General features: G+C 68.8%; 28 protein-coding genes. 14 read left to right on the top strand and 14 right to left on the bottom strand.

Annotated features, from left to right (window positions below; all coding sequences use genetic code 11):
- The first annotated feature begins 104 nt into the window (after positions 1-104).
- Both ACIPEP_RS15585 and ACIPEP_RS15580 read left to right on the top strand, forming a co-directional pair.
- Positions 105-1,031 (top strand): helix-turn-helix domain-containing protein, encoded by a 927-nt coding sequence (locus ACIPEP_RS15585; RefSeq protein ID WP_402717763.1) that lies wholly within the window; start codon positions 105-107, stop codon positions 1,029-1,031.
- A gap of 168 nt (positions 1,032-1,199) precedes the next feature.
- Positions 1,200-2,243 carry a LacI family DNA-binding transcriptional regulator gene (locus ACIPEP_RS15580; RefSeq protein WP_402717762.1) on the top strand — a complete coding sequence of 348 codons (1,044 nt, stop codon included), beginning with the start codon at positions 1,200-1,202 and terminating at the stop codon, positions 2,241-2,243.
- A 63-nt stretch (positions 2,244-2,306) separates the two neighbouring features.
- On the opposite strand, the gene ACIPEP_RS15575 is transcribed toward ACIPEP_RS15580, so the two are convergent.
- Complete coding sequence (locus tag ACIPEP_RS15575) at positions 2,307-3,569, bottom strand: MFS transporter (RefSeq protein WP_336697907.1); 1,263 nt, start codon at positions 3,567-3,569, stop codon at positions 2,307-2,309.
- A gap of 163 nt (positions 3,570-3,732) precedes the next feature.
- On the opposite strand from ACIPEP_RS15575, the gene ACIPEP_RS15570 reads away from it, so the two are divergent.
- The 4 genes from ACIPEP_RS15570 to ACIPEP_RS15555 are packed head-to-tail and all read left to right on the top strand — an operon-like array spanning position 3,733 to position 7,397.
- Complete coding sequence (locus tag ACIPEP_RS15570; protein ID WP_402717761.1) at positions 3,733-4,767, top strand: Gfo/Idh/MocA family protein; 1,035 nt, start codon at positions 3,733-3,735, stop codon at positions 4,765-4,767.
- A 13-nt stretch (positions 4,768-4,780) separates the two neighbouring features.
- Positions 4,781-5,245 carry a heme-degrading domain-containing protein gene (locus tag ACIPEP_RS15565; protein WP_092383896.1) on the top strand — a complete coding sequence of 155 codons (465 nt, stop codon included), beginning with the start codon at positions 4,781-4,783 and terminating at the stop codon, positions 5,243-5,245.
- Positions 5,242-6,387: a Gfo/Idh/MocA family protein gene (locus ACIPEP_RS15560; protein ID WP_402717760.1), complete on the top strand. Its 1,146-nt coding sequence runs from the start codon at positions 5,242-5,244 to the stop codon at positions 6,385-6,387. Before ACIPEP_RS15565 ends, ACIPEP_RS15560 begins: the two co-directional genes overlap by 4 nt.
- Positions 6,384-7,397, top strand: coding sequence for a sugar phosphate isomerase/epimerase family protein (locus ACIPEP_RS15555; RefSeq protein WP_402717759.1), 1,014 nt, complete (start codon positions 6,384-6,386; stop codon positions 7,395-7,397). The genes ACIPEP_RS15560 and ACIPEP_RS15555 overlap by 4 nt, the downstream gene beginning before the upstream one ends.
- A 130-nt stretch (positions 7,398-7,527) precedes the next feature.
- On the opposite strand, the gene ACIPEP_RS15550 is transcribed toward ACIPEP_RS15555, so the two are convergent.
- From ACIPEP_RS15550 to ACIPEP_RS15525, 6 genes are all read right to left on the bottom strand, one after another.
- Positions 7,528-7,827 carry a Dabb family protein gene (locus tag ACIPEP_RS15550; protein WP_336697903.1) on the bottom strand — a complete coding sequence of 100 codons (300 nt, stop codon included), beginning with the start codon at positions 7,825-7,827 and terminating at the stop codon, positions 7,528-7,530.
- Positions 7,824-8,765 (bottom strand): TolB family protein, encoded by a 942-nt coding sequence (locus tag ACIPEP_RS15545; RefSeq protein WP_402717758.1) that lies wholly within the window; start codon positions 8,763-8,765, stop codon positions 7,824-7,826. Before ACIPEP_RS15545 ends, ACIPEP_RS15550 begins: the two co-directional genes overlap by 4 nt.
- 39 nt (positions 8,766-8,804) lie before the next feature.
- Entirely contained in the window at positions 8,805-9,212 is a 408-nt protein-coding gene (locus tag ACIPEP_RS15540; protein WP_402717757.1) for a cupin domain-containing protein, read from the bottom strand.
- Between the two features lie 34 nt (positions 9,213-9,246).
- The gene (locus ACIPEP_RS15535) at positions 9,247-10,026 is read right to left on the bottom strand and encodes an SDR family oxidoreductase (RefSeq protein ID WP_402717756.1); all 780 of its coding nucleotides are present in this window, start codon (positions 10,024-10,026) and stop codon (positions 9,247-9,249) included.
- An 11-nt stretch (positions 10,027-10,037) separates the two neighbouring features.
- The gene (locus ACIPEP_RS15530) at positions 10,038-10,715 is read right to left on the bottom strand and encodes a flavodoxin (protein WP_402717755.1); all 678 of its coding nucleotides are present in this window, start codon (positions 10,713-10,715) and stop codon (positions 10,038-10,040) included.
- A gap of 135 nt (positions 10,716-10,850) precedes the next feature.
- On the bottom strand, positions 10,851-11,699 hold the full coding sequence (locus tag ACIPEP_RS15525) for an aldo/keto reductase (protein WP_092383910.1): 849 nt from the start codon (positions 11,697-11,699) through the stop codon (positions 10,851-10,853).
- A 101-nt stretch (positions 11,700-11,800) separates the two neighbouring features.
- Between ACIPEP_RS15525 and ACIPEP_RS15520 the strand changes: the two genes are divergently transcribed.
- From ACIPEP_RS15520 to ACIPEP_RS15495, 6 genes are all read left to right on the top strand, one after another.
- Entirely contained in the window at positions 11,801-12,691 is an 891-nt protein-coding gene (locus ACIPEP_RS15520) for a helix-turn-helix transcriptional regulator (RefSeq protein ID WP_402717754.1), read from the top strand.
- A 15-nt stretch (positions 12,692-12,706) separates the two neighbouring features.
- A complete protein-coding gene (locus tag ACIPEP_RS15515; RefSeq protein WP_402717753.1) occupies positions 12,707-13,432 on the top strand; it encodes an SDR family oxidoreductase in 726 nt (241 codons plus the stop codon).
- Between the two features lie 46 nt (positions 13,433-13,478).
- Positions 13,479-14,465, top strand: coding sequence for an aldo/keto reductase (locus ACIPEP_RS15510; protein ID WP_402717752.1), 987 nt, complete (start codon positions 13,479-13,481; stop codon positions 14,463-14,465).
- A gap of 37 nt (positions 14,466-14,502) precedes the next feature.
- Positions 14,503-15,486 (top strand): aldo/keto reductase, encoded by a 984-nt coding sequence (locus tag ACIPEP_RS15505; protein ID WP_092383918.1) that lies wholly within the window; start codon positions 14,503-14,505, stop codon positions 15,484-15,486.
- A gap of 443 nt (positions 15,487-15,929) precedes the next feature.
- On the top strand, positions 15,930-16,184 hold the full coding sequence (locus tag ACIPEP_RS15500) for a helix-turn-helix domain-containing protein (protein ID WP_402717799.1): 255 nt from the start codon (positions 15,930-15,932) through the stop codon (positions 16,182-16,184).
- Positions 16,177-17,619, top strand: a complete 1,443-nt coding sequence (locus tag ACIPEP_RS15495; RefSeq protein ID WP_402717751.1) for a type II toxin-antitoxin system HipA family toxin — start codon at positions 16,177-16,179, stop codon at positions 17,617-17,619. The genes ACIPEP_RS15500 and ACIPEP_RS15495 overlap by 8 nt, the downstream gene beginning before the upstream one ends.
- Positions 17,620-17,830: 211 nt before the next feature.
- Here the strand turns inward: ACIPEP_RS15495 and ACIPEP_RS15490 are convergent, their stop codons facing one another.
- Entirely contained in the window at positions 17,831-18,001 is a 171-nt protein-coding gene (locus ACIPEP_RS15490; RefSeq protein ID WP_402717750.1) for a hypothetical protein, read from the bottom strand.
- Positions 18,002-18,126: 125 nt separating this feature from the next.
- On the bottom strand, positions 18,127-18,396 hold the full coding sequence (locus tag ACIPEP_RS15485) for a hypothetical protein (protein WP_402717749.1): 270 nt from the start codon (positions 18,394-18,396) through the stop codon (positions 18,127-18,129).
- A 26-nt stretch (positions 18,397-18,422) separates the two neighbouring features.
- Between ACIPEP_RS15485 and ACIPEP_RS15480 the strand changes: the two genes are divergently transcribed.
- Complete coding sequence (locus ACIPEP_RS15480; RefSeq protein WP_402717748.1) at positions 18,423-18,821, top strand: hypothetical protein; 399 nt, start codon at positions 18,423-18,425, stop codon at positions 18,819-18,821.
- Between the two features lie 32 nt (positions 18,822-18,853).
- Here ACIPEP_RS15480 and ACIPEP_RS15475 read toward each other — a convergent pair whose 3' ends face one another.
- Positions 18,854-19,720 carry an HNH endonuclease gene (locus tag ACIPEP_RS15475; protein WP_402717747.1) on the bottom strand — a complete coding sequence of 289 codons (867 nt, stop codon included), beginning with the start codon at positions 19,718-19,720 and terminating at the stop codon, positions 18,854-18,856.
- Between the two features lie 101 nt (positions 19,721-19,821).
- Here ACIPEP_RS15475 and ACIPEP_RS15470 point away from each other — a divergent pair, with 101 nt between their 5' ends.
- Positions 19,822-21,150: a hypothetical protein gene (locus ACIPEP_RS15470; protein WP_402717746.1), complete on the top strand. Its 1,329-nt coding sequence runs from the start codon at positions 19,822-19,824 to the stop codon at positions 21,148-21,150.
- 9 nt (positions 21,151-21,159) lie between these two features.
- Here the strand turns inward: ACIPEP_RS15470 and ACIPEP_RS15465 are convergent, their stop codons facing one another.
- The 4 genes from ACIPEP_RS15465 to ACIPEP_RS15450 form a co-directional block, all read right to left on the bottom strand.
- Positions 21,160-21,777 (bottom strand): GIY-YIG nuclease family protein, encoded by a 618-nt coding sequence (locus ACIPEP_RS15465; RefSeq protein ID WP_402717745.1) that lies wholly within the window; start codon positions 21,775-21,777, stop codon positions 21,160-21,162.
- Positions 21,764-22,954 carry a PIN domain-containing protein gene (locus tag ACIPEP_RS15460; RefSeq protein ID WP_402717744.1) on the bottom strand — a complete coding sequence of 397 codons (1,191 nt, stop codon included), beginning with the start codon at positions 22,952-22,954 and terminating at the stop codon, positions 21,764-21,766. The genes ACIPEP_RS15465 and ACIPEP_RS15460 overlap by 14 nt, the downstream gene beginning before the upstream one ends.
- 336 nt (positions 22,955-23,290) lie before the next feature.
- The gene (locus ACIPEP_RS15455; RefSeq protein ID WP_402717743.1) at positions 23,291-23,875 is read right to left on the bottom strand and encodes a hypothetical protein; all 585 of its coding nucleotides are present in this window, start codon (positions 23,873-23,875) and stop codon (positions 23,291-23,293) included.
- Positions 23,865-24,707 (bottom strand): hypothetical protein, encoded by an 843-nt coding sequence (locus tag ACIPEP_RS15450; RefSeq protein WP_402717742.1) that lies wholly within the window; start codon positions 24,705-24,707, stop codon positions 23,865-23,867. Before ACIPEP_RS15450 ends, ACIPEP_RS15455 begins: the two co-directional genes overlap by 11 nt.
- Between the last annotated feature and the right edge of the window lie 35 nt (positions 24,708-24,742).

Genomic DNA, 24,742 nt, shown 5'->3' with positions numbered 1-24,742 from the left:
CATGGACGACAGTCCATCGCGCTGCGCCGTCGGGCGGCAGTGACGGGCTTTCCCTGTACCAGCGGTCCCTCCTTCCCACCGTCGCAGGCGCGTAGCGTGGTGGGATGGACCAGCACCACGGCCCCGCGAGTGACGGCTCCCGGCACAGCATCGAGATCAGCGACTTCCTGCAGAGTCGGCGTGCCCGGATCACCCCGGAGCGCGCAGGCATCATCGGTGGCGGCCGTCGACGTGTGCCCGGGCTCCGACGTGAAGAGCTGGCGATGCTCGCCGGGGTCAGCTCCGACTACTACGCGAAGATGGAGCGTGGCCACCTGGCCGGGGTCTCCGCCGAGGTCCTCGACGCCCTGGCCCGCGCACTGCAGCTCGACGAGGCCGAGACCGACCACCTGCTCGACCTCGCCCGTGGGGACTCCCCCGGCCCGGTGCGACGACGCACGCCGAAGTCGACCGACCACGTCGTCCGCCCGAGCCTGCAGCGCTTCCTCGACACGATCACCGGCACGCCGACCATCGTCCAGGACCGCCGCACCGACGTCGTCGCGACGAACGCACTCGGCCGCGCGCTGCTCTCCCCGCTCCTCGACGACCCCGCGAACCAGGGCAACAACGCCCGCTTCACGTTCCTGAACCCGGCGTCGCGGAACTTCTACGTCGACTGGGAGCAGGGCGCTTCCAGCCTCGTCGCCTCGATGCGCAGCCACGCCGGCAAGAACCCGCACGATCGTGACCTGACGGACCTCATCGGCGAGCTCGTCACGCGCAGCGACGACTTCCGCCGCCGCTGGGCCGCGCACGACGTCCACTTCCACCGATCCGGCACGAAGCGACTGCACCATCCCGAGGTCGGCGACGTCGAGGTGGCCTTCGAAGCGATGCAGCTGCCGGACAGCCCGGGATGGACGATGTACGGGTACACGACCGTGCCCGGATCACCCAGCGATGAGCGCGTCCGGCTGCTCGGGAGCATCGCCGCGAGCGAGAGCGCCGCTGCGGCCGGCGCGACGACGGACACGACCGGGACGGTGTGAACGCCGCTCGCCGGTTCGTCCCCGACGGCATCGGGACCGTCACCCCTCCCCCTCCGGACGGCTGCGACCCGTCACCGGTCCGGACCTCGTCGTGACGCGTCACGAGCAGGTGCCACGCCGAGCGCGGCCCGCGACGTGCCGGCGGGGCGCTCGTGGGAGGATCGCAGCGTGACGACGGAGACCGACGGCCCCGAGCGGCGCCCGCACGGAACGGGGCGCCTCCCGACGATGCGCGACGTCGCCGAGCACGTCGGCATGTCCCGGCAGCTCGTGTCGCTCGTGCTCCGGGGAGCGCCGGGGCCGAGTGCCGAGTCCCGCGAACGGATCCTCGCCGCGGCCGCCGAGCTCGGGTACCGGCCGCACACCTCCGCTCGCCTCCTGCGCGAGGGGCGGACCCGGCTCATCGGCGCCGTGTTCAGCATGCGGAACCCCTTCCAGGTCCGGTTCGTGGAGCGGCTCTTCGCCCGCGCCGCCGAGCAAGGGTTCGGCGTCGCGCTCGGCCCCGCGGGTGCGGACCGCTCGACGGACGAGGTCGTGGCCGACCTGCTCGGCGAGCGTGTCGAGGCGCTCGTCGTGTTCAACCCGGACCCCGGCACGACCGCGCTCGAGGACGCGAGCCGCCTGGTGCCCGTCGTCCTGCTCGGCGAGTGGACGGACGCGCCGTACGCCGACAACGTGCACGTCGACGAGGCCGGCGGACTCCGCGCGGCCGTCGAGCACCTGGTCGGCCTCGGCCACCGCCGGATCGCCTACGTCGGCGGCGAGGACGGACTGGTCGGCCGGGACCGCGCCACCGCCTACCGCGGCGCGATGGCGGCCTGCGGCCTCGACGACGAGGTCGACGTCGTCCCGTCCGGCTTCAGCGAGGAGGGCGGTGCCGCGGCCGCCCGCTCGCTCGTCGCGCGCGAGTCGTTGCCGACCGCCGTCGTCTGCTGCGGCGACCAGTGCGCCACCGGGCTCCTCGCCGTGTTCGCGCAGCAGGGCGTCGAGGTCCCCGGCCGGGTGTCGGTGGTCGGGTTCGACGACAGCTACCTCGCGTCGCTCAGCTACCACCGGCTGACCTCGGTGCACCAGGACGTCGAGGCGACCGTGGACGCGGCGCTCTCGGCCGTCGTGGACCGGACCGACGGCGACGGCGGCGCGCGCCGTCGCGTCGCGACGCCCACCGGGTTCGTGGTGCGCGAGTCGACGGGTCCTGCCGCGAGCGCCTGACGGACGGGAGGCGCGGTGCGGGCCCGCACCGCGCCTCCCGTCCCTGACGAGGTCCCGCTGGACTCAGCGCACGCTGCGGATGGGCAGGACCACGGCCGCGCCGACGAGCGCGACGATCCCGGCGACCCACAGCAGCACCTCGTAGTTGTCGCCGGCGCCGACCCCGAGGAGCAGTGCCCCGAGGCCGGGTGCGATCGACTGCGGGAGCGAGTTCGCGATGTTCATCACACCGAGGTCCTTGCCGGGCTTGTCCGGTTCGGGCAGGACGTCGACGACCAGCGCGCTGTCGACGGCGACGTAGATGCCGTAGGCGAAGCCCATGACGACCTCGGCGGCGTAGAAGTGCGCGATGTCGTTCGCGAAGACGAGGACGACGAGGCCGACCCCGAACAGCACCGTGGAGCCCGCGACGAACACCTTCCGGCGCCGCAGCCGGTCCGACGCCCAGCCGGAGAACACCGTCCCCACGAGCAGCGCGATCGTGTAGAGCAGCACGCCGAGTGCGATCGCCGACGTGGCCCGCGCCGTGGTGAGTCCGATGTGGTCTTCCATGTAGAACAGGCGGAACGTCGTGAACAGGAACGTCGCGAGCGTGATGAGGAAGCGGGACCACCAGGCCATGCCGTAGTCGGGGTGCTTGATCGGGTTCGTCCAGAACGTCCGCAGGATGGTCAGCCACGAGAACGGCTTCGGACGGGTCTCGGGGAGGCGGTCGGGCGTGACGAAGACGTACACGACGACGCAGAGCACCCCCAGGACACCGGGCAGGATGAACAGCAGCGGCAGGTTCTGCACGAGCAGCACCGCCGCGTAGGTGCCTGCCAGGATCGCGACGTTCTGGGCGAAGCCGATGACGCTCGCGGCACGGCCGCGCTGCAGCTCGGGGACGTTGTCCGCCCAGCTCGCCATCATCGCGGAGAACGCGGCGTTCGACCCGAGCTGACAGATGAGCCACGCGACGGTCAGCGCGCCGACGTTCGGTGAGAACGCGACCATCGTGAGGCCGCCGAGCAGCACCAGGATGCCCGCGAGCAGCCACGGCCGGCGGCGACCCCAGCGCGTGCGCGTCCGGTCGCTGAGCGCGCCGAACAGCGGGTTGCCGATGATCGCGCCGAGGGAGCCGAGCGGGAGCGCGACGCCGATGACGGACGCCGGATCGGCGGGGTCGAGCGCCTGCGCCTTGAGCTGCATGCTCACGAAGACCGGCGACAGGATCGCCACGTAGATGCCGAACTGGGCGAGTCCGAGCGCGGTCAGGTACCAGGCGCTGACGTTCTGGGTCGGGGTGGCGGTGGTGAACGGGTGGGCCGGCAGCCGTGTCGACATGCGACTCCTCCTTGGGTCGTGTCCACGTCGTCCGGTCGGAACCCGATCATCGGTGATCGGGTTTGGCTCGTGCTAACCTGACGACGACGGCGATGTTATCTCGTGCCAAACGAGATTGCCACCACTCGTCGGAGATCCACGGCAACGCGAGCACTGGAGCACGATGATCCCCACGGTCCTGCCAGAACCCGACCTCTTCACCACCGGCTCGGGCGAGCCCGTCCTGCGATGGGGCATCGTCGGCCCCGGGTGGATCGCGGGCGAGTTCGCCACCGCGATCCGGTCCCACACCGCGCAGCGCCTGGTCGCGGTGGCCTCGCGCTCGCTCGACCGCGCGACCGCGTTCGCCACCGAGCACGGGATCGAGACCGCCCTCGGCAGCGTCGACGAGCTGCTCGCACGCCCCGACGTCGACGTCGTGTACATCGCGACGCCGCAGAGCGACCACGCCTCGACGGCGCTCGCAGCGATCGCCGCCGGCAAGCACGTCCTCGTCGAGAAGCCGTTCACCGTCACCGCCGCCGAGGCTCGCCAGGTCGCCGACGCCGCCCGCGCCGCCGGGGTCCTCGCGATGGAGGGGATGTGGAGCCGGTACCTCCCCCAGGCGTCCGTCCTCCGCACCCTGCTCGCCGACGGCGCCCTGGGCGAGGTCCGCAGCGTCCTCGCCGACCACGGCCAGGCGATCCCCTTCGGCCCGGACCACCGGCTGTTCCGCCCCGAGCTCGGCGGCGGCGCCCTGCTCGACCTCGGCATCTACGCGGTGCAGTTCGCGTCCACGGTGCTCGGCGCTCCGACGCGGGTCACGGCGCGCGGGGCGATGACCGAGTCCGGCGTCGACGCCTCCGGCTCCCTCGTGCTGGAGTACGCGGACCAGGCGCAGGCGCTGCTCCACACGACCATCGCCGCCCGGACGCCCACGACCGCGTCGATCGCCGGAACCGCCGGCACCATCGACTTCGCCGGACCCTTCTACAACCCCACGATCTTCACCATCTCGGCCGCCGCACACGGCTCGCCCGTGCAGCACTGGGAGGACCCGACACCGCTCCGGGGCTTCGCCGCCCTGGCGTGGGAGGCCACCGCGCTGGCACGCTTCGTCGGCGAGGGTCGTACGGAGTCCCCGCTGCACACCCTCGACGAGACGATCTCGATCCTCGAGACCATCGACACCGCCCGCGCGCAGATCGCCGCGGGCTGAGCAGGAGACGACGATGTCCGACCTCATCACCACCCTCGAACAGCAGGAGCGCGAGCTCGTGCTCGACACGTTCACCCACGACGACGCCTGGGAGCTCGGCCTGGTCCTCCGCGGGATCGCCGCCGACGCCGGACACGGTGTCGGCATCGACATCCGGCGCCCGGGACTCCGTCTCTTCCGCGCGGCACTGCCCGGGATCACCCCCGACCAGGACGTCTGGATCGACCGGAAGGCCGCGGTGGTGCTCCGGATGGAGGCCTCGAGCGCGCTGGTCGACGCCCGACTGTCCGCCGCCGGGGTCGACCCCGCCGCGATCGGCTGGCTCGGCTCGGACTACGCCGTGACCGGTGGCTCGTTCCCGATCCGGGTCCGCGGCGTCGGGGTCGTCGCGGCCGCGACCGCCTCCGGCCTGTCCTCGATGGAGGACCACGAACTCGTCGTCGCCGGGATCCGGGCGTTCCTCGAGGGGCGCCGGTGACGGCACTGCGCGTCGCGGTGATCGGATCGGGCATGATCGCGGCCGCACACGTCCGGGCTGCGCGGGACGCCGGGGCGGTCGTCGTCGGCCTGCTCGGGTCGTCGGCAGCGCGGTCGCGGGAGGTCGCCGAGCAGTGGGGCGTGCCGACCGGGTACGCGTCGCTCGACGACCTGGTCGCCGACGGCCCCGACGTCGTGCACGTGTGCACGCCGAACGACACCCACGTCGACTACGCCGTCACGCTGACCGCTGCCGGGCTGCACACGGTCGTCGAGAAGCCCGTCGCGACCACCCTGCCCGAGGCGCGTCGACTCGCCGATGCCGTCCGCGTCGCCGGCACCGTGAGCACGGTCCCGTACGTGTACCGCTACCACCCGATGGTCCGCGAGCTCCGCGCCCGGATCGCCGCCGGGACGCTCGGCCGCGTGCTCACCGTGCACGGGTCGTACCTGCAGGACTGGATGGTCGCACCCACGGCGTCGACCTGGCGGGTCGACCCGGCCCGGGGCGGCGCCTCGCGGGCGTTCGCGGACATCGGAACGCACTGGACGGACCTGGCCGAGTTCGTCACCGGGACCCGGTTCGCGGAGCTCACGGCCCGCACCTCGATCGCCTACGCCGAACGTCCGGACCCGTCCACGGCCGGCGCGTCGTTCGGCGGACCGGACGGCACCGCCGCGGCCACCGTCCCCGTCCGCACCGAGGACACCGCCGTCGTCAGCTTCGCCGGCGCCGACGGCTCGCTCGCCAACGCCGTGGTGTCGCAGGTCGCCGCCGGCCGGAAGAACCGCCTGTGGATCGAGGTCGACGGCACGACCGGCTCCGGGGTGTTCGACCAGGAGCGGCCCGAGTCGGTGTGGTTCGGCGGCGAGGACGGCTCCACGACCGTGCACCGTGCCGAGGGGTCCGTCTCCGCCGACCAGGCACGCCTCAACCGGACACCGGCCGGGCACCCGCAGGGGTGGACGGACGCGTTCGCCGCGTTCTGCGCCGACACCTACGCGGCCGTCCGCGGCGAGACCCCTGAGGGACTGCCGACGGTCGAGGACGGCGTCCGCTCGCTCGAGGTCGTCGACGCCGTGCTGCGCAGCGCCACGACCGGCCGGTGGACCGGCATCAGCACCGGAACGGAGACACGATGACGACCACGACCAACCCGGTCACCCTGTTCACCGGACAGTGGGCCGACCTGCCCTTCGAGGAGGTCGCACGCCTCGCCGCCGAGTGGGGGTACGACGGCCTCGAGATCGCCGCCTCGGGTGACCACCTCGACCTCACGCGCGCCGACGAGGACGACGCCTACCTGCGCTCGCGCCTGGAGGTCCTCGACCGGCACGGCTTGGGCGTCTGGGCGATCTCGAACCACCTCGCCGGGCAGGCCGTGTGCGACGACCCGATCGACTTCCGCCACCAAGCCATCGTCCGCCCGGCGATCTGGGGCGACGGCGACGGCGAGGGCGTCCGGCATCGCGCGGCCGCCGACATGCAGCGCGCGGCCCGGGTCGCCCGGAAGATGGGCGTGGACACCGTCGTCGGGTTCACCGGGTCGAGCATCTGGCAGTACATCGCGATGTTCCCGCCGGTCGGCCAGGACGTCATCGACGCCGGCTACCAGGACTTCGCGGACCGGTGGAACCCGATCCTCGACGTCTTCGACGGCGAGGGCGTCCGGTTCGCCCACGAGGTCCACCCGTCCGAGATCGCCTACGACCACTGGACGAGCGTCCGCGCCCTCGAGGCCATCGACCACCGCGACGCGTTCGGCTTCAACTGGGACCCGTCGCACATGGCGTGGCAGGGCATCGACACCGTCGGGTTCATCACCGACTTCGCGGACCGCATCCACCACGTCGACTGCAAGGACACCCGGATCCGTCCGGCGTCCGGCCGCCAGGGCATCCTCGGATCGCACCTGCCGTGGGGCGACCCGCGCCGCGGCTGGGACTTCGTGTCGACCGGGCACGGGGACATCCCGTGGGAGGACGCCTTCCGCGCCCTGCGGCACATCGGGTACACCGGGCCGATCTCGATCGAGTGGGAGGACGCCGGCATGGACCGCCTGCACGGCGCCGCCGAAGCGGTCGGGCACATCCGGTCGCTGCTCTGGCCGCAGCCGGAGGCCGCGTTCGACGCCGCCTTCAGCAACCAGTAGCGGTGGCCGTCACCGAGTGACGGACGGGAGGCGCGGGGGCCGCGGGCCCCCCCCCCCCCCCCCCCGGCCCCCCCCCGGGGGGGGGCGGGGCGGCGGGGGCCCCGCGGCCCCCGCGCCTCCCGTCATGTGCTCACGCCGGGAGCGGGACGAAGTCGAACTCCTGGAACGACGCGACCTCGTCCGCCCAGCGCGTGGCGACGAACCCCTGGTGCGCCGGGTGGGCGTCGTACGCCGCGTAGGCGTCCTGGTCGGCGAACGCCATCGAGAACTGGAAGCGGAAGTCACTCTGCTCCGACACCTGCCGCGACACCGTGAAGTCGCGCACGCCGGGGATCGCCGGCAGGGTGGCTCGCGCCGCGGCGAGGAACGCGGCCTCGCCGGCGGAGTCGGGCTCGTGGACGAGCGTGAAGCAGACGGTGTGGACGATCACGCGGCATCTCCGATGGGGTAGTCGACGAAGGCGAAGGCGGACCCGTCGGGAGCCCACCCGTTGACGTTGAGGGTGCCCTGTCCGCCGTCGAGCTCGACGACGGTCTCGGCTGCCTGCCAGACCTCGGGGCCCCAGGTGCTGACGGGTCCGGCACCGGTGACGAGGCGCAGCCGGACCGGCTTGTCCGCCGGGTGTCCCTCGGTGCCGGGTGGGAACGACAGGTAGACGGCGGCGTCGTCGGTCGGCGCCGGGTGCGGGAACCAGTTGACGTGCTCGTCGACGGTGAGCTGCTCGATGCCGGAGCCGTCCGGCCGGACCCGTGCGATCTGCGCGTGGCCGGGAGCGTCCTCGAACCGTTCGGTGTTGAACAGGATCCACCTGCCGTCCGGGGTCCACTCCGGGCCGTCCGCGGCAGCGGGCTCGGTCGTCACCGCGCGGTCGGCGCTGCCGTCGGCGGCCATCACCCGGATCGTCCCCGACGACCACACGGCGTCACCGGACGGATCGAGGTGCACGTACGCGAGTTCGGAACCGTCGGGGCTGACGCCGTGCAGGAAGTGCAGCCCGCCGTCGTCCGCGGTGACCCGGGTCGCTGCGCCGCCGGCGAGCGGTGCACTCCAGATGTGGAAGTCGTTCGCGCTGACGTGCACGGTGACACCGTCGGGATCGAGCACGTGGTCGTTGTTGAGCGGCGGGACGCCGGGGATGTCCACCGCGCTCGGGTCGGCGGAGCCGTCGGCCGGCATCGTCCACAGCACCCCGTCGGCGTTCAGGACGAGCCGGCCGTCGGCGGTCCAGTTCGGCGCCTCGTACAGGCGCTCGGCGGACTCGTGCACGGTGGTCACACTGCGGTCGGCACGGTTCCAGATCCGGATCCGGCAGCGCTGGCCGGGGGCGAGGAGGCGGCCGGGTGGGGTGGCTTCGGCGTCGTTGCGCATGGTTCCCTGCTGTCGAAAGAGGATTGGCTCGTGCTAATCCTAGAGCATGCGTCCCTCGTACTCGTCGTCGGTGATGTGTTCGAGCCAGGTGGTGCTCGTCGCCGGGTCGTCGCCGCGCTCCACCATGGCGATGTGCTCCATGAAGACACCGGGTGCCGCTGCGTGCCAGTGTTCCTCGCCGGGCGGCGTGTACAGGGTCTGGCCCGGGTGGACCTCGACGATCCCGCCGGTGCGGGTACCGAACCGGCCGATGCCCTGCGTCACCCGCAGGTACTGCCCCTTCTCGTGCGAGTGCCACGCGGTCCGGCCCCCTGGGGCGAAACGGACCATGGCGACCGTCATGTGCTGCCCGTCCTCGTGCGGGGTGGCGATCGGGTCGAGCCACACGTCGCCAGCGAAGCGCTCAAGCGGGTTCTTGCTGGTCGGGACCTCGGGTTCGATGTGCACGGTGCTCCTCCTGGTTGCTGTCGTCGGTGCGGGGTCAGGGGCGGTCGGGTCGACGGGTGCCGCGCTGACGAACGCGGTCGAGGTCGTCGACGACGCGCTGCGGCTCCTGGTCGAGCGGCAGGTTGTCCGCGTCACCGGCACCGTCGACCGAGTCGCGGTCGTCCGCCGGCAGCGCGGCGAACACGGGGCCGAGGTCCTGCTGTTCCGGCCCTCGATCGGCCACGAGTTCGAACGTCCGGTGCTCGGCGTCCGGACTGGTGAGGCTATCGACGAGGACCCGGGCGATCTGCCGCCGGGCGATGACGCCGTCGGCCGGGGTGCCGGTCTGGTGCGTGTCGCCCTGACGCGGGGCGATGTGGAGCTGATCGGCGTCGTTGTGGTCGAACCACCCCGGACGGACGATCGTGTACTCGTTCCCGCTGGCGCGCACGAGCCGTTCACCGCGGCGCTTCCACTCGGAGCTGTCGCGCAGCGCCGTGACACCGATCGTGGTCATCAGTGCGATCCGCACACGACGGCCCCGCAGGGCGTCGAGGACGTTCTTGACGGCCCCGTAGTTGACCGCTTCGGCGTTCCCGTTGTCGCCGTGGGTGAAGACGACGGCGTCGATGTCCGCGACGGCCTCGTGCAGGCTGGCGGTGTCGGTCAGGTCGCCGATGACGACCTCGGCGCCGCGGGCGAGTCCCTGGGCCTTGTACGAGGTCCGGGCGAGCGCGCGGGTCCGGTGTCCTGCGGCCAGGGCGGTCGCGACGACGTGACGGCCGACGCTGCCGGTCGCGCCGACGACGAGGACGGTGAGGTGCTGGTCGGTCATGGTGGTGCCTTTCAGGAGAGGCCGGCGGCGCTGAGCCACCGGTCGACGTCGGACCCGGTACCGCCGTCGCGGACGTCTTCGCCGCGGACAGCCAGGCCGTCGCCGACACGGGCGCCCGTGCGGAGGTCACGGTAGAAGGAGGCGGTGTTCCCGAGTCCACTCACCGCGTAGGACACGAACGGACGGAGCGACGTGTCGGACAGGTCGACCGCCTCGGCGAACGTCGCCATGATCATCGGCGGCTGCACGTTCCAGATCGGGCTGCCGAGCAGGACGGTGTCGTACTCGGCGAGGTCCGGCAGGTCGCCGGCGATCCGCGGGCGAGCGTCGCTGTCCTGCTCCTCGACGTTCCGACGCACGGTGTCGTCGTAGCGGTCCGAGTACGGTTCGGCCGCCTCGATGCGGAACACGTCGCAGTCGATGCGGTCGCGGATCAGGTCGGCCAGGACCTCGGTGTTCCCGGTGTCGAGTGTCCGACGGCCGCCGTTCCAGTAGTTCTCGCCGGCGCGCGAGAAGCACGCCAGCAGGATGCGGTGGTCGCGGTCGGTCGGTGGCACGGAGCTCCTCGGAGTGGTCGACGGGGCGGGGTCGGGACTGCAGGCGGCGAGGCTCACTGCTGCTGCGGCGGCCACGGCCGCAGCGCCGGCGCCGCGGATCAGTGCGCGACGCGTGAAGACGGGACGGGTCACGGCAGCGGTCCTTCCGGTGTCCGGACGGGAGGCGCGGTGCGGGCTGGCACCGTCCTCCCTCGCAGGCTCGGTCGGCGCGCCCCGCGCAACGCTTCGCGTCGCCGCTGAGCGGGGCGCGCCAGTCCGTCAGGGGGTTCAGCCCAGGCGACGGGCGCTGAGCCAGCGCACCATCTCCGGGTCCTGGTGGTCGAAGAACTGCGACTCGCCGGTGTGCAGCGCCGCGATCTGGGCCATCTGCGCCTCGGTGAGCTCGAAGTCGAAGACGTCGATGTTCTGGGCCATGCGGTCCGGGTTGACGGACTTCGGGATCGCGACGACCCCGCGCTGCGTGAGCCAGCGGAGGACGACCTGCGCGACGGACTTGCCGTGGTCCTTGCCGATGCCCTCGAGGACCTCGTTCGTGAAGAGGCCGTTCTTGCCCTCGGCGAAGGGGCCCCACGACTCGATCTGCACGCCCTCGCCGCGCATGAGCTCCTGGTAGTCGGTGTTCTGCTTGAACGGGTGCGTCTCGATCTGGTTCACCGCGGGGACGACCTCGTTGTTGATGATGAGGTCGAGCAGCTGGTCGGGGGCGAAGTTCGAGACGCCGATCGCACGGGCCTTGCCGGCCTTGTTCGCCTGCTCCATCGCGCGCCACTGCCCGTAGTAGTCGCCGAACGGCTGGTGGATCAGGTACAGGTCGACGTGGTCGAGGCCGAGCTTCCGGAGCGAGTCGTCGAGCGCACGCGCCGTGTTCTCCTCAGCGGGAGCGTCCTGGATCCAGAGCTTCGTGGTGACGAAGAGCTCGTCCCGCGGGATGCCGCTCTTCGCGATCGCCGCGCCGACGGCCTCTTCGTTGCCGTACGCCGCTGCGGTGTCGAGGAGACGGTAGCCGGCGTCCAGGGCAGCGCTGACGGCCGCCTCGGTCGCGTCGTTGTCGACCTGGTACACGCCGAAGCCGAGGATCGGCATCTCGATGCCGTTGTTGAGGGTCACTGTCTGCATGCACCCATCACACGCCGCTTCGCCTGCGCGTGGGAGTGACGGCTTATCCGTGTACTGACAGTCACTCCTCCGTGGCCGACCCTCGCCGTACCGTGGCCGCCATGGACAACCAGGCAGAGGTCAGCGAGTTCCTCCGGACCCGCCGCGCCCGGATCACGCCGGAGCAGGCGGGGATCATCGGAGGTGGTCGTCGCCGCGTTCCGGGGCTGCGCCGTGACGAGGTCGCGATGCTCGCCGGGATGAGCGTCGACTACTTCGCGAAGATGGAGCGCGGCCACCTCGCCGGGGTCTCCGCGGAGGTACTGGACGCACTCGCCCGCGCGCTCCAGCTCGACGAAGCCGAGACGGAACACCTGCTCGACCTCGCCCGGGGAGCTGCCCCCGCACCGATCCGGCGCCGAACGCGCGCAACCGACAGCAACACGGTGCGTCCGAGCCTGCAACGCTTCCTCGACACCGTCACCGGGACGCCGACCTGGGTGCGGAACCGGCAGATGGACATCATCGCCACCAACCCGCTGGCGCGAGCCCTGTTCGCCCCGCTCTTCGACAGCCCGTCCGGCCGTGGCAACAACGCACGCTTCTCGTTCTTCGATCCCGCGGCCCGCGCCTTCTACCCCGACTGGGAAGCGGGCGCCAGCAGCATCGTGGCGACGCTGCGTTCCGATGCCGGTCGGAGTCCGCACGACAAGGAGCTCACCAGCCTCATCGGTGAGCTCGTCACCCGCTCCGACGACTTCCGCATCCGGTGGGCGACGCACGACGTCCGGTACCACCGAACCGGGACGAAGCGCATCCACCACCCGGAGGTCGGCGACCTCGAGTTCGCCTACGAGGCCTTCGACCTGCCCGACAGCCCCGGCTGGAGCATGTACGCGTGCACGGCCGCCGTCGGCTCCCCCACCGAGGAGCGCCTGTCGATCCTCGGCAGTCTCGCGGCGAGTTCCGCCGCCGCAACGACCGCGCTTCCTCGCTCCGGCGACCAGAACTGACCCGAAAGGCACCCCATGTCGGAATCCGCCAACCGCGTCGCCGTCATCACCGGCGCTTCCTCCGGCATCGGCGAAGCGACCGCCCGAGCGCTGCACGCCGACGGCTACGAGGTCGCGCTCCTGGCTCGTCGTCAGGACCGGATCGACGCCCTCGCGTCCGAACTGGGCGAGGGCGCGATCGCGATCGTCGCCGACGTGACGGACCGCGACAGCCTCGTCGCTGCCGCAGCCCGCGTGCAGGACGAACTGGGTGGTGTGTCGGTGCTGGTGAACAACGCCGGGATCATGCTCCTCGGCCCGTTCTCCTCCGACCAGCGGGACGACTACCGTCGCATGATCGAGAGCAACCTGCTCGGAGCGATCACCGCGACCGAGGTCTTCCTCGACCAGATCACCAGCGGCGGCGGTGACATCGTCAACATCTCCTCCGTCGCCGGCCGCACGGCCCGAGCAGGCAACGGCGTGTACGCCGCCACCAAGTGGGGCATGAACGGGTGGTCCGAGTCCCTGCGCCAGGAGCTCCTGCCCGCCGTCCGGGTCACCCTGATCGAGCCGGGCGTCGTCGCGACCGAGCTCCCGACCCACATCACGCACGAGGCGACGAACGCGTCCGTCAACCAGATGTACGACCAGGCGACCGTCACCGCAGAGGACGTCGCCGAGGTCATCGCGTTCGCGCTGTCCCGCCCCCGGCACCTCGCGCTGAACGAGATCCTCCTCCGCCCCTCAACGCAGGTCTGACCCACACCGGCTCGATCGGGCGACGCCCGACGACGAAAGGAACCACATGCAGTACGCACGACTCGGCAACTCCGGCCTCCGCGTCAGCCGCATCGCACTCGGGTGCATGAGCTTCGGCGACCCCGCCAGCGGACACCTCCAGTGGTCGCTCCCCCAGGACGACGCGTTGCCGTACTTCCGGCAGGCACTCGACCACGGCATCACCTTCTGGGACACCGCGAACGTCTACTCGTACGGCGACTCCGAGCGGATCGTCGGCGAGGCGTTGCGCCGCTTCACCAAGCGCGACGAGATCGTGCTGGCGACCAAGGCCTACTTCTCCGACACCCCCGGCAGCGCGCCCGGCCTGAACGTCGCAGGGTTGTCCCGCAAGGCGATCATGCAGCAGATCGACGCCTCGCTCGCCCGCCTCGGGACCGACTACGTCGACCTCTACCAGATCCACCGGTTCGACCCGGAGACGCCCGTCGAGGAGACGATGGAAGCCCTGCACGACGTCGTCAAGGCCGGCAAGGTCCGGTACCTCGGCGCATCCGCGATGTGGGCGTGGCAGTTCGCGAAGATGCAGCACGCAGCCGACCTGCACGGGTGGACGCGGTTCGTGTCGATGCAGGACCAGTACTCCCTGCTCTACCGCGAGGAGGAGCGGGAGATGTTCGGCCTGCTCGCCGACCAGGGCGTCGGGAGCATCCCCTACAGCCCGCTCGCGAAGGGCCGGGTCGCACGCCCCGCCGGGGAAGGCACGAAGCGCTCGTCGGACGACCCCGTCGGGAACACCTTCTTCGCCGACACCGAACGGGACCGGCCGGTCATCGACGCGGTACAGCGCATCGCATCGGACCGCGGGGTCCCGATGGCGCAGATCGCGATGGCCTGGGTGCTGAAGAACCCCGTCGTCACCGCACCGATCATCGGCGCCACCAAGCCGCACCACCTCGACGACGCCGCCGCCGCGGTCGACATCGAGCTCACCGCCGACGAGGTCACCGCGCTCGACGAGCACTACACCGTCCGCGACGCCGGCGGGTTCTGAACGAACGCGGTTCCGCACCACCACCAAGGAGAACGACATGGAGTACACACGCCTCGGCAACTCCGGACTGACGATCAGCCGCATCGCCCTCGGGTGCATGAGCTTCGGCGACGGATCGCGTGGGGTCGGCTGGGCGCTGGACGCCGACGCAGCGGAGCCGCTGTTCCGGCAGGCGCTCGACCTCGGGATCACCTTCTGGGACACCGCGAACGTGTACGGGCTCGGCAGCTCGGAGCGGATCGTCGGCGAGGCGATCCGGAAGTACACCCGCCGCGAATCGATCGTGCTCGCGACGAAGCTGTTCAACCGGATGGGCGACGGACCCGGTGAGTCGGGATCGTCCCGCCGTGCCGTGATGGAGCAGATCGATGCGTCCCTGACACGGCTCGGCACCGACTACGTCGACCTGTACCAGGTGCACCGTTTCGACCCGAACACGCCGATCGAGGAGACGATGGAGGCGCTCCACGACGTCGTCAAGGCGGGCAAGGTGCGCTACATCGGTGCGTCGAGCATGTGGGCGTGGCAGTTCGCCAAGATGCAGGCGGCCGCCCGAGCGAACGGGTGGACCCCGTTCGTGTCGATGCAGGACCAGTACTCGCTCATCATGCGCGAGGAGGAGCGGGAGATGTTCCCGCTCCTCGCCGACGAGGGGGTCTCGAGCATCCCGTGGAGTCCGCTCGCCGCTGGTGTCACCGCACGTCCGTGGGGTCGGAAGAGCACGACGCGTGGAAGCGCGAACCCGGACACCGACCCGAAGGGACGCCCGCTGTGGCTCCCGGAGGACCGGTCGGTCGTCGACGCGGTGGAGCGGATCGCCCAGGCGCGTGGTGTCTCGATGGCGCAGATCGCGCTCGCCTGGGTCCTGCGGAACCCGGTCGTCGCGGCGCCGATCGTCGGTGCGACGAAGGAACACCACCTGGCCGACGCCGTGGCGGCGCTCGACGTGGTGCTCTCCGACGACGAGGCCGCAGCCCTCGAGGCAGGGTACGTACAGCGAGAGCCGACGTACTTCTCCTGACCGACGGTGCCGGGCCGAACACACCGCCCGCAACGAGAGAGAGGCTCACAGTCGACTGGCTGTGAGCCTCTCTCCATCCGGTCGGCTGTCTTAAGAACTCTCCGAAGCCTGTAGCGGTGCGGAGTCCGACAGGGCGATCAAGCGGCCTATCCTTCAGCAAGACATCGTCTATCCTCTGGCGCGACTGGCATGAGGCGCAACTGACCCCTGACCCGGGCATTCTCTGCCTGCCCCTTCATTCTCGTCGACCCGCCGACGGACGTCGACCACGCCCGACACTTCGCGCGCGAAGGCAGCAATAAGAGCAGCCAGCTTCTGGGCGCGGCGCCAAGAGCGGTCACGCCAGCGCACTCCCAGCAGTGCAACATACTTCCCATACGCCAGCAGGTGCAGTAAAGTTCTCTTACTGACCTAAGAGCACTATTCTTCCCACGGAGGTGACCATGCAGATTCCGATTCCACGCGAGTTCGCGGCGTTCGTGCGCCGCAACCGCGTCTCGCGGGGCCTGACCCAGGAGCAGCTCGCGGACATGGTCCACAAGAGCCGCCGCTGGGTGCACGACCTCGAAGCGGGCAAGGTCGACCCGTCGCTCGGCGCCACGATCGCCACTGCCGAAGCTCTGGGCTTCACCCTCTCGCTCGACCGGAGCGAAGGCTCTGCTGTTCTCGACGCGCTGTTCGAAGATCTCGATGGCTGACGTACTGGACGTATGGCTGGACGGCAGGCTTGCCGGGCAGCTCTTCCGCGGCGAAACAGACCAGGTCGAGTTCATCTACGACGAGGGCTACCAGGCCGATCGGGCGAGCACACCGCTGTCCTGGAGCATGCCCACGGCATCGCTGGCGCACGGGCCCGACGTCGTCATGCCGTGGCTCTCGAACCTTCTCCCCGACGCTGAAGAGGTCCGCGCCCGCTGGGCTGCGAAGTTCAACGAACGCCGGACTGATCCCTTCACGCTGCTCGCTCACATGGGCGAGGATGCACCGGGATCGGTGCAGGTCGTGCCGCTCGGCGCCGTGCCGAGCGATCTCGGATCGCTGTCGAAGCTCACCGACGACGACATCGCACGTCGGGTGAACGCAATTCTCGACGACCCCGACAGCTGGGTCGACGACAGCGATGCCGACGAGAGCCGGTTCTCGCTCGGTGGGAACCAGGGAAAGTTCGCGCTGGCCCAGATTGACGGCGAGTGGTTCGAGCCGAATGGCCGAGCACCGAGCACACACATCATCAAGCCGGGGATGGTCCTGGCCTCCGGCCGGACTGACGCACACGTGCAAGCCGTCGAGTTCGTCACGATGCGCGCCGCCCGAAGCCTCGGCGTGAGAACCGCGACGGTCGAAATCCTCGACTTCGCAGGCGTCCAGACGTTCGTGACGACCCGCTACGACCGCAGGGCCACCCCTGACGGTCTCGTGACCCGGGTCCACCAGGAGGACTTCTGCCAGGCGCTCGGTGTCTATCCGGCCCGCAAGTACGAGGAGGACGGCGGTCCGACAATGGCCGACATGGTGAAGCTCGTCGGCACCGCATCCTCGCTGACATACCGCCATCGGGATCTTGACACCCTGACGAGGCTGTTCGCGTTCAACCTCCTGGCTGCTGCCCCGGACGCACACGCCAAGAACCACAGTCTCATGCACCTCGGCAAGGTGACCCGTCTGGCGCCGGCCTACGATCTCATCTCAGCTCACGGGCTCTGGGACGAAAACCGCGTGAAGTTCAAGGCCAGCGCTGCCGTGAAGTACGGCAAGGAGCGCCAGTACCGGGCGTTCTCCGCCCGCAATCTCGCACGCACGGCAGACGTCCTCGACATCGACAGGAATGAAGCCGTGGAGCTGATCGAGACCATGGCCGATGATCTGCCAGCAGTGTTCGACGCTGCCGTTCGTAACCTGCCCGACGACCTCGTCGACGACCGGGTGGCAGCGATGCCGGCCCGCGCCGAGCACTTCGCCGCAGATCTCGTCCGACGCCTCAAGGGCGCCGATTTGTCACTCAGCACCCTGCCGAGATTCCAGGGCGGGAGCAATGTGCAGGCCGCGTCTCTCACCAGGACGTGGGAGCAGGGCCACTGGAGCAGCGGTCGGTGGGTGACAGGCCGATATCGAGGGAGGAGCTCGTCGCAGTAGGCGTCTTTCGTACGCCCGTCGCCTCAACGTCCGACTACGCGGCGGCCATGGCTGCGTTCGGGCCTCTGTGCCTGAAGGCTGGCAGATCCAGCACGCTCGCGTTGTCGACTGACCAGCGCTCCCCTGAACGACGAAGAGGCCCCCGTAACCATCTCGGCGTCGGGGTCTTCTCTTCGTGCGGGCGTCTTCAGCCTCGGCGCTGAGCCTCGACTTAGTCGTCGCCGCGGTACGCCCGGATCTCAGCGTCGGTCGCATCGAGTTGGCTGCCGGTCACAGGCTCGACCCACACGTACCAGGGGTCGATCACCGTTCGGTCTTCAGGCGTCTCGACGAGTCGCATCTGTCGGCCGGTGTCGGGGTAAGTCCTTCTTTGCTGGGTCATAGGCCCAGTTTACAGCCGATCTTCAGCTAACCTTCAGCATCGGCGCTGGAACTTGGCCATGAGCTCCGGCAGCTCGCCCGAGGTTGAGAGCACCCTGTGCGCTTCGCCGGGTGATGCGCCGGCAATCACCTCGGAATGCTCGGGGCGCGCGAGCATCTGATCGGCGACGGCGGTGCGACGAAGAGGTGTCGCGACAGGCTCGTGATCGTGGCGATGCGGGTCGTCACGACATGACGAGCAGCCTCGATCACGAGCGCCGTGTCGACGCTCGTGACGGCGCGCAGCGCGCCGTCTGGCTCGGCAGACACGGCAGCGCGTCGCCTGCCGAGCAGACTCTTCCAGTCGAAGCGGTTCCCCGTGGCGACAGCGTAGATCGGCGCCTCCGACAGGTTCATGCGTCGGTCCCTCGCAGGCTCAGCACATGAGCAACGATCGACTCCCTCGCAGGCTGACCTCCGTTCTCGTCGAGGAGACCGACGAGGACCTCATCGTGACCTGGGGCCTCGGCGAGCCGACCGGCGGTTCGTTCCATTACTTCGGCTACGGCCTCCGGTATTACGGCGTCGACGGCAACGGCGGGAAGATCATCGGCGTCCGGGTGTCGAACAAGCCCGAGGTCACCGCGTTCATCTTCGACAACGCCAGCGCCACCCAGTCCAACTACGTCGAGGACGCTGTGACGCTCCGCGAGGACGCGATCGTAGTCCGCTACCGCGACGCGTCGATCGGCCTCGACGAGATCGGGATCATCAACGCCTACAGCCACACCGACGGATACGACCGGGATCGCGACGCGCAGGTGTCGATGGTGCGTCGCTGACTAAAGGTCGCGCTTGCGCTCCGGAGCGTCGCTCAGTCGTCCGTCTGCATCGAGTGCGCGAAGTAGCTGTCTGGTCCGAAGCCGCCGTCGTACTCGTCGCCCGTGCCGTGGGGCAGAGGCAGCCCGTCAGCGTCATCCTCGTCGTAGCCAAGAAGATCATCCTGGTCAGCGATCGCGTCCTCCCAGTCCGGTCCGTACGCCTCGCGCATCTCGCGCAGGAGGTACGCCGGAAGCACCGCACCGGATTCCAGCAGGTCAGCAGGGCCATCAACGACCGAGTGCGCATCTCCGGCCGCTGAGGCCACCTCCTCGCGAAACACACTCCACGGCCGCAGGCCTTCCAGGCGGACGTCGTAGCGCTCTGGTGCCGCGGGATCGAACGTTACGTCGGTGCGGGACCGCTCGAGCTGCTCGAGGTTCCCGAACACGACCTTCAGCGACGATGCGATCTCGCTCTCGAACGTCTCCGGGAAGTCCGAGTCGCTCGCTGACCGAACAGCGCGGCGCACGTTCCCCTCGGCATGAAGCGCCCGCTGGGCAAACCAGAACACGCGATCTGCGAAGTCGGCGCATCGCTGCCGGAACTCAGCCCGGCGCTGCTGTGGGGCAACGTCACCGCCTCGACGAGCGTTATTGCAGAACGCGTGCACGAGTCGCAGGTTGGCCCACGTTCGAGCCCCGAACGTCGGAGCACCGAGCGGAATGATGTGATCCGCCTCCGGCGCGCCCGGATGCGGCTTCGTCAGCTCAAGGTCGACCTCGTCACCGCACAGATCGCACACGTTGCCCCAGCGTCCAGCGAGTACCCGCACCCGGACCGCATGCGTGGCCGCGTGCGCGGCCGCAGCGAACGCTCCGTCCCGGCCTTCACTTGCCGGCCACACAGTCTGAGCAGTCACAGATCGGAGCGTAGAGCGGGCGCCCGAACGGGTCAATGACAGGCAGCGCTCAATGAGTCGCAAAGATGACGATGTCGCACGTTCTCACTAAGGTGCGACTCGTGACCACGTCGACGTCCGCATTCGATCACGCTGTGCAGTTGGCCGCCTTCCAGACCCAGGGCGATGACCGGTTCCTCTGGGGCCTTGACAAGAGCGTCGGCGCAGCGTTCTACCTCGAAGAAGACCAGGCGCACGAGCAGCACCAGTACGTCAACGACCACGTCGTCTGCCCTGTAGCCGGATGCGCGGCGAAGCTCACGACGGTCCATAGCACCGTCAAGCGCGATCATCTGCGGCACCTCGGCAGCACCGGCGGCCACGGCCTCGAGTCGCTCTTCCACTCCCAGGGGTGCGCACTCATCCAGGCGTGGCTCGCGACGAAGTACCCGCTCTGCCACGTCAGGCGCGAGGAGTACGCCAGCCCCGAGGGCGAGAGCCGCGCAGACGTGCTGATCACCCATCCGTCGCGGCTCCGTGTTGCGTTCGAGGTGCAGTACTCGCCGCTGACCAACGACGCCTGGACAGAGCGACACCGCCGCTACGAGGCCAGAGAGGTCCGAGACGTGTGGCTCTTCGGCCACACCACGAACCACCTGAAGCTCGACGATGACGGACATCTGAAGACGAATCCTGCACTCGCGGCTGTAGCCGCTACCGGTGCCCCGCTTTTTTTCATCAACCCGACCACCGAGCAACTGGCGATCGCCATCGCACACCGCGAAGTTTTCTCGGCCGAGATCGGCGGCTACATCCCAGGAGAGCGCGTGCCAGTCCTCGGCGGTGCTGACGGCAGTTCCTTAGAGATGCACGACCTGGCCTCGATCCGACTTGGCAACCCGCAGCGGGAGCCTGCGCTGACGTCCGACCGGATCAACGAGCTGATCCGGAACGCGACCGCCCTCGATGCGCATAACGACGAGCAGCGCCGTCTTTACGCCCGGCAGCAGGACCTCGCCCGCAAGCGTGCCGAAGCCGAGCAGGCCACGAGGGAGAACCGGCTCCGCAAAGCGAAGGAGCGCCGCGAGCAGCAGGCTGACGAGATTCGCGCTGCGCTGGACACGCCAGCCCGCTGGGACAGCGAGCACCCTGCGATGCCGCTGATCTCTGCGTTCGTCGAGGGTCGCGCGCAGCGAGACCTCGGCACGCCCGACGACCTGGAGCAGTGGAAGTGCGTCGCATACTTCTTCCACGTCGCCATCAAGGAGCAGGAGATCTTCGCCACCAAGACGGTTGCAGACACGCTGTACAAGCACCGCATCCGCCTCGGCGCCGGTACGTACAAGACGATCGGGAGATGGCTCCATGCCCTCGTCGACGAGGAGTTCCTCTTCGAGGGCCGCGGCGACGATGGGTTCCCCGTGTACAAGCCCACCTACGCCGGCGCGTAGTGGTGACCCTCAGCTCTGCGAGAGCCGCCACGCTGCCGCCTCGGCTGCCATCGCCTTCCGCGCGACCTTCAGCCGCACGAGCTTGTTCGGGTTCTTGGCAAGGTTGATCACGGGCGTGAAGTGGCGGATCAGCTCGGTCTCGACGTCGAAGAGCTTGACCTGCATCGTGGCGGGCACCACCCAAACCGCCAGCGTCAGCCGCTCGTGCATCCAGGTGGTGAGCCGAGCGTCTCCGTCGCCTGCCAGCGAGTACGCGCTGAAGTACCCCGGATTCTCGAGGTTCCTCGGCACACCCTGCAGGTCGAGGCTCTTTCGAAGCAGCGCCGCGAAGGACCTACGCACGGTCGACCCGCCAGTTCGTGCTGTGCTCCCGGGCACCGCGGCGAAGTGATCCTTCAGATCCCGTGACACGAAGCTCTCCTCGGCTTTGCCGATGTAGAGCGGGACGTCCGGCGCGCTGTGGGCCTCTGCGTCGTCGTGAAGGCCCAGCTCTCGGTGTGCCTGGTCGTCGCCGTAGATCGCGTAGAGGCCCGGTCTCGCTGGCACGTGCGCCGGCGCATCCGTGATCGACCAGCGGACGCCGGTCAGCACTGCGACGGCGTCTGTGGCGAGGTCAGACAGCGTCACGAGGATCTCCGAGATCTGTCTCGAGCTCGAAGTCGAGCTGCACGCTCGTCGGATCAGCCGGTCGCGGCCGGCTGGGGTTGTCCTCGAGGACGATGTACGTGACCTCGAAAGCATCGGGGTCCTCGATGTCGATGTCGACGGTGAGTCGCGCTCGGACCTCGTCGGACTCGCCGAACAGGTCCCCAGCTTCGATCGAGAGGACCACGTCCGCCCGGCCTGTAACGGTGTCGCCGTCCGGTGCATCGAACTCGAAGTCGGACTCGAGGTCGTATCCGTAGATGGAAAGGTCCCCTCCGATCTCGGGAAGCTCGAACTGGACCCAGTCCGGCAGCCCGTAGTCGCCGCCGTAGGTCAATTGTTCGTCCATCGACTGACCAACCAGCTCGTCGAGAGCTTCTGTAGCCACGCGGACCAGCTCGGCTCGACGAGAAGCGTCGAACGCGTACCCGCGGAGCAGAGACGCCAACCCATGTGCTTCGTCGTCAGGTGGCGTCGAAGCGGCTAGCGCCTCGGCTGCCCGCGCCTCGGCTTCGGCGACCGCCGCACGGACGTCTTCGACGACGTTCGCGACCTTCTCGACCAGTACCAGACGATCTCGGGGAATGCCTCGTGCGTCGAGATCCTCGAGCAGGTGGCGATGCAACTCCTTCGGAGCGTCGTCGTCGATGAACCCCTTGTCCGCGGACACGAAGAAGACCGGGTCCACGGTCGCGTCCTCGTCCTCGTCCAACACGTCCAGGACGGTCTCCCAGATCACGGCGTCCCGGAAGCCGTAGGACTTCTTGCCGCCAAGGGTCTCCATGAACGGGCGGCGCGCTGCGAGATCGCGATTCACGAGCGCCTGAGTGCGGTCCTCTGGGACTGAGGTCACGCTCACGCCGCTTGTTGCGAGCAACCTGTCGCGCGAAGTATCCGTCTTCGCTCCGAGGCGGTCAAACGCCTCGTCGATCGCGGTCGCGCTGATGTCATCTCCGACCTCGCTCAGCACCACCTTGGCCTTGTCACGCTTCGACTTGAGGGTCTTGCGATCCTGCCGATCTAGTTCGTCAACGACGACCCGAGGTAGCACCACCCGGCACTTGCCCGACTTCACGAGATCGACGAGGTTCCTACCCGCGACTGACGTCATCCACTCGTGCCCGAAGAGCGCGTTCGTGTCCGGGACGACGGTGATCATCGCTCAATCATGCCGGAGCGTCGACATCAGGTCGTCCCGACGCGCTATCCCGACAGGTCAATCGCGCTCGTGACGCGCTGCTACCGCAGCGGCACTCCAGCGATGACGCAACGCCTGGTCGCTGACGAACACCAGCGGAGCATGTCCGACGCGCGTTCATCGTCCTTCGAGACCTGGCTCATGAAGCGCAGCGCCCAATCAAAAGCCCGCTGAGCGAAGAGGAGATGACAACATGTTCTCCTTTGGATCAGCGAGCGGACGCGGTGCGTCAAGAGGCAACGCAGATTCGCTCGAGGCCAAGCTCGCAGCACCGGCCAGTCGATCCTGATGTAGTGCTTAACGCTCAGGAAGGACCTCGTCGAGGACAGAGAAAACCCATCCTGTCAGCTTGCGCACATTCTTTTGAGTGGCTCCGGCGTGTAACGCGCTACTACCCGACGCATACGTCTCTCGAGTGATCTTTGCTATCAACTGATCAATGAGACCATCGAGCTCTCGCGCTTGCTCTTCGCTTCCGCGCTGCTTCTGAACTGCGTACCTGGTGCGTTCGGCCTGCGAAGGATTAGTTTTCGACCCTTGCGATATGCCTTTGAACCAGGGTTGCGCTCGCACCTCCTCGTCCGGCGCGAGCTTTTGAATGGCCGCCCGCATAACCTCTCGCAATTCGCCAGCCGGGCCCATGTAGCTCGAACGACCTGAGTCGTTCAGGTCCCTCAGGGCTTGATCCAAGGAGTCGGCCAGCGACGGGGAGAGATCGCCGAGCCGCGCCAAAACGTCAATCTCGCGGCCGGAAAGCGCAGCACGGGCCGGAACGACAACTTGCTTTGAAATGGATGGACGCTCTAGCTCCCGCACTCGGCCCTGGAACTCTCGAAGTCGTCGGAGGAGTTCCGGCGTCGGCACATCCCGGTTAGCGGTCATTCTCCTGGTCTTCATCGGCCTTCAGCACATACCGACGCATGCTGCGGAAGATGTCTTCAATAGTTTTTGTCTCGGCATCCGCCGCGATATGAATTTCGATGTTGATGTTTACGCCCGAAGAAATGGAAACCGCAGGCGAAGTAGGATGAGCAGGCGAGCTCTGCCCTGACGCGCTGGGTGTCGCAACGGCCTGCTGCTCAACCGACTTACTGGGACCTGGAGTGCCATCTCCATCTTCCGGGCCGACTTCACCATCAGCGGCACCCGCGAGATCGATGAAGCGCTTGCCAGAGATGTCCCGGAAGAAGCCGACTGCGCTAGCGCCTTTGACAATGAGCTCGAGGACCTCGTCGGCTCGTTCTGCCGGAACTCCCTTTTCCACGAGAACGTTCCGAGCGATGGAATCAACCGGGAAAGCGGCGCCGTCATAGTGCCGTAAGAACTCGCCAACGATACGAGGCTTGAGCACAGCTTCACGTTTTGCCGCGAGGTCATCGCCTTCGCTAGTGGGCCGAACAACTCGCATACCGAGTGGGGTGAGTCCGATCTCGGCGGCGTTGTAGGCTCCGGTCGTAAGCCCGTATGCAACAGCCGCACCGGTCACCACCCGGAAGTTACTTGAACTCGGCGTCATACCCATCCCGTCAGCGACGGAGAGCGGGCGGGTCGGCTTATAGGCGTTGTTGTCAGCGATGGTTTGGGCAACCTTCACGGCGTCGTCGAGCGACACGCTGGGGACATCATCCTGACGGAGGGCGGGCTTTCGCTGCTTCTTGACGACTGCGGGCATGGGCGCCGGGCTGCCGCTGGAGCCTTCGTCAACAGTGCTCATGAAACGGTCCAATCGTTGGGGATTATAGCGAATCT

This window comes from Curtobacterium sp. NPDC087082 (genome assembly GCF_044745045.1).
Classification (GTDB): Bacteria; Actinomycetota; Actinomycetes; order Actinomycetales; family Microbacteriaceae; genus Curtobacterium.
The sequence above is the reverse complement of the archived record's forward strand: the minus strand, read 5'-3'. Positions and strand labels throughout refer to the sequence as shown.